Consider the following 7,589-nt stretch of genomic DNA (forward strand, 5'->3'; position numbering starts at 1 on the left):
GCCAGGTCGACGACCTGCTCGCCGCGAAACTCGCGTCGGGGCGGCTACAGTTCACCGACCCGTATTCCTTGGTCCGCGCGACTCGGCGTTTGGTGGAGAACGTCGACCCCGACGGACAAACCACCCGTGCCCGCAAAGCCCGCGCGGGCCGCAAGGTAGTGCTGTCACCGCAGGACAACGCCATGGCGACCCTGTCCGCCGACCTGCCCGCCGAGGTCGCGGCCTCGGCCTACGCCCGGGTCGACGCCATGGCACGACGCCTACGCAACAACGGGGACCACCGGACACTGGAACAACTCCGCGCCGACGTGTACGCGGCGCTGCTGCTGGGTCAGGACCCTGGTGTCGGCGCACCGAAAGCAGCCGCGGTGGTGTTCCTGCACATGCCCATCACCACCGCCCTGACCATGTCCGACAGCGGCTGCGAACTCGCCGGCTACGGCCCCCTCCCAGCGGCCATCGCCCGAGAGATCATGACCAACCCGCACAGCATGATCCGGAAAGTCCTCACCGACCCGGCCTCCGGCGCGGTCCGCGACCTCGGACGCACCCGCCGAAGACCCTCGGCATTCCTGCGCGACTTCGTCACCGCCCGGGACCGCGAATGCGCCGCACCCGGCTGCCACCGCCCCGCACACCGCTGCGACTACGACCACCTCCACGAATGGAGAGAACTCGGAGTCACCGCCGAGCACAACGGCGGCGCCAAATGCGAACGCGACCACTACCGCAAAGACCAACCCCGCTGGACACTCACCCACGAGCCCGCCAGCGGGACCTCAAGCATCACCACACCCACAGGACGCACCTACACCAAAACACTCCAGCCGATCACCGAACCAGCACAGTCCACACCGGACATACCCCGACAACGACAACACGCCCCGCCCGGCGTCAGCTCGGTTTTCTGACGTTCGCTCAGGACAGTTCGCGTAATGCGATCGCGAGCCCGGCCAGGTGGTCGGTCGCGTCGGTGAGTGAATCTCGTGCGGAGCCCGCTCCCCCGCTACTGGCCGCGACCGCCCTGCTCGCCGCGGCGACGAGTTCGCCGTAGCCGGTCAGTCCGTCGTCAAGCTGTTCCCGCAGCGTGCGCACGGCCGCGTCCAAAGCGGCACGTTCGGCGGCCGGGGCGTGGTCCCTGCCGCCTTCGACGGCCTGTAGCCGCGCGGCGAGGCCGCGCAATGCCGCCGCGGCTTCCTCCGCTGTCTCCCGCGCCTGTTCCACGGACACCTCGGGTACGGCAGAGGCCGCTCCGTCCACTGGCAGCGCGAGCTGGCTGAGCAGCTCTTCCAGCGAGGCCTCCGAGTCGCGCAGCCGTTCCATCGGCCGCCGGGCCGCGGACGCGGCGGGCGGCAGCGGCGATACCGCCGCGGCGGCCGGCAGCTCGGTGCGCTTGAGCGTGCGCAGGCGTATACCTGCCCGCACTCCGAAGGTGCCGAACACGACGACCCCGGCACCACCGGCGAGCACCGGGGTCGAAGCGGCGCCCGCGCCGATCAGCCCGGTAACCCCGGCCACCAGTGCCAGCGCGCACAGCAGGGTGAGCATGACCCACAACGTCAGCGCCCGAGAGGTCCTGCGGATACGTCGCTGGTGTTTCGCCGCGGGGTCGTTCCAGCGCGCCCAGGTCGCCCTGGCCTCGGCCACGACCGGGATGTCACCGGACAGCGAGGACAAGGCGGTCAGGCCCGAGCGGGAAGGTGTCCGGGACGGCTGTGACCGCGCCGGCTGGTCCGGCACAGTCTCACCCGGCTCACCCGGCTGTCCGGCCGGGTCGCCCTGACCGGCCCCGGCGGGTGGCAGGTACCGCTGCAGCTTTTCCTGCGCTCGTTGGGCGTAGTCGGGCAGGCGTTCGACGTGCTTCTCCAGCTTCTCGTTGAACTTGCCGAAGTCGCGGCGCCCCGAACCCCTGCCCGACATGTGTCTACGCCTGGTTCTTCTGCTGTTCGGCCTGAACGCGGGACTGGATCTCCTGCTGCACATTGGCCGACGGCGCGGCAGTCTGGCCCGCAGCGGGCTCCGAGGCTGACCCAGCCTGCCCCGTCTTGCCGTCGGTGACCTGAGCGACGGAGTCGCCCTTCATCGACGCGCGGATCTGCTCGAGCCTGCTGTGCCCGGCCAGCTGCGTCGTCGAGTGCTGGACCTCCATCATCCTGCCCTGCACCGAGTTCTGCGCGAGCTCCGCGGAGCCCAGCGCGGTGGTGTAGCGCTTCTCGATCTTGTCCCGCACCTCGTCCAGCGACGGCGTGTTCCCCGGCGCGGCGAGTTCGGTCATCTGGTTCAGCGAGGCGGAAACCTTCTCCTGCATCTTCGCCTGCTCCAGCTGCGAGAGCAGCTTGGTGCGCTCGGCCAGCTTCTGCTGCAGCATGCTGGCGTTACGCTCGACAGCCTGCTTGGCCTGCGCCGCGGCCTGCAGCGACTGGTCGTGCAGTGTCTTGAGGTCTTCGATGCTCTGCTCGGCGGTGACCAGCTGCGCGGCGAAACCCTCCGCCGCGTTCTCGAACTCGGTCGCCTTCTGCTCGTCGCCCTTGCTCCGCGCCTCGTCAGCGAGGACCAGTGCCTGCCGGGTGGAGGACTGCAGCTTCTCCACCTCGCCCAGCTGGCGGTTCAGCTTCATCTCCAGCTGCCGCTGGTTGCCGATCACGGATGCGGCCTGCTGGGAGAGCGCCTGGTGATTTCGCTGCGCCTCCTCGATGGCCTGCTGGATCTGCACCTTCGGGTCGGCGTGCTCGTCGATCTTCGACGAGAACGCCGCCATGAGGTACTTCCAGAACTTCACGAACGGGTTGGCCATCTCCTCCGCCTGCCTTCTTGCGTCCCACTGGCTGATCCTGCCGCTGATCCACTTCGACGCCGCGCTCCCCTGATATCGGCAGCGTCACCCGACCCCGGCGTTGTGTTCCATCGTGTCAGGTCAGCGGCCGTGGTTCCAGGCGACCCCGGGCAAAATCAGGGATGGCCCCGACCGTGAAATGGGGTCGGGGTCAGCACCTGGTCGCAGCCGGATGTGCTATCGACGCTACGCGGCGATCGTGGAGGCGAGCTTGGGCCCGCTGATGGTCGTCCGTAGCGTCGGCGACATGGGTGGCCGCAGGGTCCCCGCGGCACGAAGATCCGCGAGATCGTTGCCGACCACATCCGGCAGCAACCTGCCGCCCTCGACTCCGCCACCAGCGGCCGACGCGGCCGCCTCCTGCCTCGGCGCGCCACCACCGTCGCCGCCCTGCGCGGCAGGCACGGCACCGGCCTCCTCGACCGCGCCGACCTCGACCCCGTCGAGGGCGGTCACATCGGCGGCGACCTTGTGCAGCAACTCGGCCAGTGGAAGCTCCAACGCGTCACAGATGGAGGCGAGCAACTCGCTCGAGGCCTCCTTCTGGCCGCGCTCGACCTCCGACAGGTAACCAAGGCTCACCCTGGCGGCGCGGGAGATGTCGCGCAGCGTGCGGCGCTGGTTGGTGCGGGCATGCCGGAGCCGATCACCGATCGCCTCACGTAAGAGCACGGTCATCACGCGCCTCCCTTCGGGTAGTACCCACGTTACCCAGTCCAGACGACCGGCCGCAGGAGATGACACGTCCGTCCGCCAAGGGCGAACGCCCGGATCACGCAAGATGTTCCCGCAGGAGGTCGAGCGCAGCCGCCACCGAAGCCGCTCGCACCTCCGCACGAACACCGGAAAACTCCAGCGTACGGGTGGTACGTATCCCGTCGCCAGCCAGTGCGAAGTGCACCGTGCCCGGCTCGACACCGTCCTGTGGATCCGGGCCCGCCACACCGGTCAGACCGACTCCCCAGTTCGCGCCACAGCGCTCGCGCGCCCCGCGGGCGAGCTGCGCGGCCACCTCGGGGTGCACCGCGCCGTGCGCGGCGAGCAGGCCGGGGTCGACGCCCGCGAGGCGGGTCTTCAGGTCCGTGGCGTACACGATCAGCCCGCCCCGGACGGCGCCGCTCGCACCGGGCACCTCCGTCAGCGTCGCGCACACCAGACCCGCGGTCAGCGACTCGGCGGTCGCGACGGTCTCACCGCGGCGGATGAGCGCCGCGACGACGTCCTCGGCCCTGGTCCCAGCCATGACGCGTCACCCGCCCGCTGCGGTCCTGCGTGCCGTACGGCGCAGTTTCACCGCCCGGAACACGTAGTCGAGGCCGGTGGCGACCGTGAGCACCAGCGCGAAGCCCATCAGCACCCACCGCACCGGCTCCACGCCGTCCGGGAGGGGCAGTAGGTACAGCACGATCGCGGCGATCTGCGCAAGAGTCTTGGCCTTGCCGCCCCGGCTGGCCGGGATCACGCCGTGCCGGATCACCCAGAACCGCAGCAGCGTCACACCGATCTCGCGGGCGGCGATGACGGCGGTGACCCACCATGGCAGTTCGCCGAGAATACTGAGTCCGACCAGCGCGGCACCGATCAGCGCCTTGTCCGCTATCGGATCCGCGATCTTGCCGAAGTCGGTGATCAGCCCGTACTTGCGGGCCACCCAGCCGTCGACCTGATCGGTCAGCGAGGCCACCGCGAACAGCGCCGTGGCGATCGACCGCCACACCGTGTCGGACCCGTCCCCGGCGAACAGCGCGCCGATGAACAACGGCACGAGCGCGAGCCGGGACAACGTCAGCATGTTCGCGACGTTCAGGGTCGGCACCGGGGTGGGTGCCGGAGCGGAATTTGGCTCCGACTGCCGCTGCCGGCTCTCGGGCGTTCTGTCGGCCGGTTCGCTCGCGGCGGCGTTCACCGGAGAGTTTCCGTCTCCGGTGGAAGCGGGCGAACGACCAGGTCCACCCCTGCCGAGTCGACGACCTCGCAGCGGACGAGCTCGCCGACGGTCCGCTGCCCCGCGTCCAGCAGTACACAGTCACCGTCGACCTCGGGTGCCTGGTGCGCGGCCCGCCCGGTGGTCTCCTCGCCGGTGGCTTCGACCAGCACGTCGACGATGTCGCCGATGCGGTCCTCCGCGCGCTGGCTGGTCAACTCCTCGACGAGGGCCGAAATACGGTTCACCCGCTCGGCGATGGTGTCCTCGTCCAGCTTGCCGTCCAGGTTCTCGGCCTCGGTGCCGTCCTCGTCGGAGTACCCGAAGACCCCGACGGCGTCGAGCCTGGCTCCGGTGAGGAAGCGCTCCAGTTCGCCCAGGTCGTCCTCGGTCTCCCCGGGGAAACCGACGATGACGTTCGTGCGGATTCCGGCGGCCGGGGAGTACTCCCGGATCTGGTCCACCAGCGCGAGGAACGAGTCGGTCGAACCGAACCTGCGCATGCGGCGCAGCACCGTCTCGCTGGAGTGCTGGAAGGAGAGGTCGAAGTAGTCGGCCACCCCCGGTGTCGTGGCGATGGCGCGGACCAGGTCCGGTCGCGTCTCCGCGGGCTGCAGGTAGGAAACCCGCACTCGCTCGATGCCTTCGACGGCCGCGAGCTGCGGTAGCAGCAGCTCCAGTGCCCTGCCGCCGCCCTGCGCCCGGCCGAAGTCCTTGCCGTAGGAGGTGGAGTTCTCGCTGACCAGGAACAGTTCACGAACGCCCTGTTCGGCGAGCCAGACGGCCTCGGCGAGGATCTCCGCGGGCTGCCGGGAGACGAATGATCCGCGGAACGAGGGAATCGCGCAGAACGAGCAGCGGCGGTCGCAACCGGAGGCGATCTTCAGCGCGGCGACCGGCGACTCGTCCAGCCTGGTGCGCAGCACCCTTGGCCCCCAGCCTGGCGCGCTGGTGTCCTGCTGACCGTGTCCGGGCTCGGCGACGCCGTCCGCGGCCGAGGGCCGCTGCGCCGGACTGATCGGCAGCAGCGTGCGGCGGTCGGCCGGAGTGTGCGAGGCGACGCCCCGGCCCGCGACGATGTCGTCGAGCCGGTCCGACATGTCCGCGTAGTGATCAAAGCCCAGCACGGCGTCGGCCTCGGGCAGGCTCTGTGCCAACTCGTCGCCGTAGCGCTCGGCCATGCACCCGACGGCGACGACCTTGGCCCCGGTGTCGGCGGCCGCCAGCAGGGTGTCGACGGAGTCCTTCTTCGCCGACTCCACGAATCCGCAGGTGTTCACCACCACCACGTCGGAGGCTCCGGGTTCGGTCTCGAGCTCCCACCCGCCCGCGGCGAGCCTGCCCGCGAGTTCCTCGGAGTCGACCTCGTTGCGGGCACAGCCCAGGGTCATGAGCGAGACCTTGCGGCCGCCGGACGAGTCAGTGGGGGAAGACACGCCCATCAGGGTAACCGGCGTGCCGGTCACTCCCGGCACACGGCCGGGCCACGACCCTGCGATTGCGGATATGCGCGCGCGGTGATCACCAGCCCAGCGCTTCGTCGATCTTCCGCTCCGCGATCGGTGCCAGTGTTCGCATGTAGGTCGAGCTGATGTGATGCGAGTCCATGTGGACGAGCACGTTGCCGATCAGGGCGGGGCAGGTCCTTTCCAGGCAGTAGTAATCGGTGAAGTCCAGGAACGAGACGTTCGACGGGATGTCGGGAATCGACTCATAGGGTGCCTGCTGCGCGAACAGTTCGGCCCGTGGTGTGGCGCATTCCGGGCTGTCGGGTCCCTTGGAGGCCGCACAGTCGGGCAAGGAGAACGAATGCCGCGCGTTGTCGCGGATCGCGAGCACCGGAATGCCCGCCGGCTCCAGCTTGCGCCACTGCTCGACGAACCCGGGCGGGGTGTACTCAGTCAGTCCTGGCCGGACGTCCCTGGTGGACAGCGCCAGCACCGCGTCAGGGCGCCGCTCGATCAGCTCCTCGGCCGCGTCGGCGTTCCACTGGATGCAGCCGGGGTCGCCCGGCATCGCGTCGGCGTCGACGGAGAACGGGCAGGCCCCCTTCACCATCCGGATGATTCCCCAGTTCCGCTTGTCTGCGAGTTCCAGGAGGGTGGTCGTGTACTGGTCGGCGTGCGAGTCGCCGAGCAGGGCCAGCCAGCGCTCGGGAGCGGCCGTCGACGCATAGGTACACACCTGCAGTTCGGCGTTGCGCGGGGAGGTCTCGCAGGAACCCTTGGTCATCGCGGGCCAGTCGTCGGTCAGCGCGACGAACGAGGGCACCGGCTCCACGCTCCCGTCGACCCGGTAGTCGAAGCCCGGCAGCCGTGACTGGGCTCCGGGATGGTCGGGATCGCCGACGGACACCACGGACGACTCGGACCGGCTCGTCGCCACCGCCTGCCACGTGCCGGCCAGCAACAGCACCGGAATGAGGGCGGCGACCCCGAAACGGTAGCCGTTCCACCGCGCGAGCAGACCGCGCTTCGATTCGCGGACGGGGGTTTCGACGAAATGATAGGTCAGCACGGACAACGCGAGTGAAAGTCCGATGATGAACGTTCCACCGAGGAGGCCGACTTTTTCCCGGTCGCGGGTGACGAGGTAGAACAGCAGAACCGGCCAGTGCCACAAATACAGGGCATAACTGAGATTGCCCAGATACTCCAACGGCCGCGACGACAACCACCGATCCGCGCCCACCCCACTACCGGTCGCCCCCGCCATCAGCACCAACACCGCCGACACCGTCGGCCACAACGCCGCATACCCCGGGAACATGCTGCCCACCTGCAACACCAACCCACACAACACCAGACCCGCCACCCCGGCCCAGCCCAGCAC

Annotated in this window: 8 protein-coding genes; 1 reads left to right on the forward strand and 7 read right to left on the reverse strand. The window is 69.4% G+C overall.

Annotation, left to right across the window (positions count from 1 at the left end; all coding sequences use genetic code 11):
- Nucleotides 1-911 (forward strand): HNH endonuclease signature motif containing protein (locus D0C15_RS33390; RefSeq protein ID WP_162830389.1); only part of this gene is annotated, 911 nt, incomplete at its 5' end.
- 7 nt (nucleotides 912-918) lie between these two features.
- On the opposite strand, the gene pspM is transcribed toward D0C15_RS33390, so the two are convergent.
- The 7 genes from pspM to D0C15_RS33425 all read right to left on the reverse strand — a co-directional run.
- On the reverse strand, nucleotides 919-1,920 hold the full coding sequence (pspM, locus tag D0C15_RS33395; RefSeq protein WP_116052036.1) for a phage shock envelope stress response protein PspM: 1,002 nt from the start codon (nucleotides 1,918-1,920) through the stop codon (nucleotides 919-921).
- A gap of 4 nt (nucleotides 1,921-1,924) precedes the next feature.
- Complete coding sequence (locus D0C15_RS33400) at nucleotides 1,925-2,794, reverse strand: PspA/IM30 family protein (RefSeq protein ID WP_116052037.1); 870 nt, start codon at nucleotides 2,792-2,794, stop codon at nucleotides 1,925-1,927.
- 225 nt (nucleotides 2,795-3,019) lie between these two features.
- Nucleotides 3,020-3,511 (reverse strand): helix-turn-helix domain-containing protein, encoded by a 492-nt coding sequence (locus tag D0C15_RS33405; RefSeq protein WP_162830390.1) that lies wholly within the window; start codon nucleotides 3,509-3,511, stop codon nucleotides 3,020-3,022.
- A gap of 94 nt (nucleotides 3,512-3,605) precedes the next feature.
- Entirely contained in the window at nucleotides 3,606-4,076 is a 471-nt protein-coding gene (locus tag D0C15_RS33410) for a CinA family protein (protein WP_116052039.1), read from the reverse strand.
- 6 nt (nucleotides 4,077-4,082) lie between these two features.
- Entirely contained in the window at nucleotides 4,083-4,649 is a 567-nt protein-coding gene (pgsA, locus tag D0C15_RS33415) for a CDP-diacylglycerol--glycerol-3-phosphate 3-phosphatidyltransferase (RefSeq protein WP_245976522.1), read from the reverse strand.
- Between the two features lie 86 nt (nucleotides 4,650-4,735).
- Nucleotides 4,736-6,193 (reverse strand): 30S ribosomal protein S12 methylthiotransferase RimO, encoded by a 1,458-nt coding sequence (gene rimO / locus D0C15_RS33420; RefSeq protein ID WP_116052041.1) that lies wholly within the window; start codon nucleotides 6,191-6,193, stop codon nucleotides 4,736-4,738.
- An 85-nt stretch (nucleotides 6,194-6,278) separates the two neighbouring features.
- Nucleotides 6,279-7,589, reverse strand: a 1,311-nt coding sequence (locus D0C15_RS33425) for an acyltransferase family protein (protein ID WP_211323419.1), incomplete at its 5' end; no start/stop codon positions are given.

The organism is Amycolatopsis palatopharyngis, assembly GCF_003385185.1.
GTDB classification, from domain to species: Bacteria; Actinomycetota; Actinomycetes; order Mycobacteriales; family Pseudonocardiaceae; genus Amycolatopsis; species Amycolatopsis palatopharyngis.

Bases quoted from the DNA above. Each gene is read 5' to 3' on its own strand.
- pspM (WP_116052036.1), bottom strand. From the start codon at position 1,920: ATGTCGGGCAGGGGTTCGGGGCGCCGCGACTTCGGCAAGTTCAACGAG.
- D0C15_RS33400 (WP_116052037.1), bottom strand. From the start codon at position 2,794: ATGGCCAACCCGTTCGTGAAGTTCTGGAAGTACCTCATGGCGGCGTTC.
- D0C15_RS33405 (WP_162830390.1), bottom strand. From the start codon at position 3,511: ATGACCGTGCTCTTACGTGAGGCGATCGGTGATCGGCTCCGGCATGCC.
- D0C15_RS33410 (WP_116052039.1), bottom strand. From the start codon at position 4,076: ATGGCTGGGACCAGGGCCGAGGACGTCGTCGCGGCGCTCATCCGCCGC.